This is a genomic window from Gluconacetobacter tumulicola (assembly GCF_014174215.1).
Taxonomy (GTDB): domain Bacteria; phylum Pseudomonadota; class Alphaproteobacteria; order Acetobacterales; family Acetobacteraceae; genus Gluconacetobacter; species Gluconacetobacter tumulicola.
In genome coordinates this window covers 1-698 of sequence record NZ_JABEQL010000082.1, presented here as the reverse complement: position 1 = coordinate 698, position 698 = coordinate 1, and the positions used below count along the sequence as shown (strand labels likewise).

Annotated in this window: 1 pseudogene; it reads right to left on the bottom strand. The window is 58.5% G+C overall.

Annotation, left to right across the window (positions count from 1 at the left end):
- Positions 1–7 precede the first annotated feature (7 nt).
- Positions 8–698: pseudogene (locus tag HLH29_RS19350) on the bottom strand (IS630 family transposase); the annotation flags it as partial.

The following is a 698-nucleotide window of genomic DNA, read 5'->3' as shown; positions in this document are numbered from 1 at the left end:
TTAGAGTCTAATCCGATCTGTTTGGATCATATCCTGCGGCCCTGAAGTAGTTTGCGCATTCGGCGGGCATGAAGTTTTGTGAGATGAGACCGATGACGTCCCATAATCCGGCGCGTGTGCGTTCGGCTGCCTTGCGGAGCAGGGCCTTGAGCTTCGAGAAAGCCATCTCGATGGGGTTGAAGTCGGGACTGTATGGCGGAAGGAAACGCAGTTCGGCGCCGACGCTTTCGATCAACTCCCGCGTGCGAGGACCTTTGTGGCTGGAGAGGTTGTCCATGATCACGATATCGCCGGGACGGAGTTCCGGCAGAAGGACACGCTCAACATAGGTTTCGAATGACAGTCGATTGATGGGGCCGCTGATGACGAACGGGGCCACCATTCCCCTTGTCGTCAGTCCGGCAACGAAGGTTGTCGTGCAGCGGTGTCCATGCGGAAAACCCATCTGTAGCCGCTGACCACGCAGGCAGCGGCCATGCGTCCGCATCATGTTCGTCTTGGCCCAGGTTTCGTCGATGAACACCAGTCGGTTGGGATCCAGGTCGCTTTGCCCATCGCTCCATTCCTGCCGCCGGATCAGGACATCGGGGCGGTCCTGCTCGCTGGCGTGGCCGGTCTTTTTTTACGCGTCAGCCCATGACGTTTGAAGAAACGCCACAGGGAGCCGTAGCCAAAATCATGACCCAGGCCACGCAAGG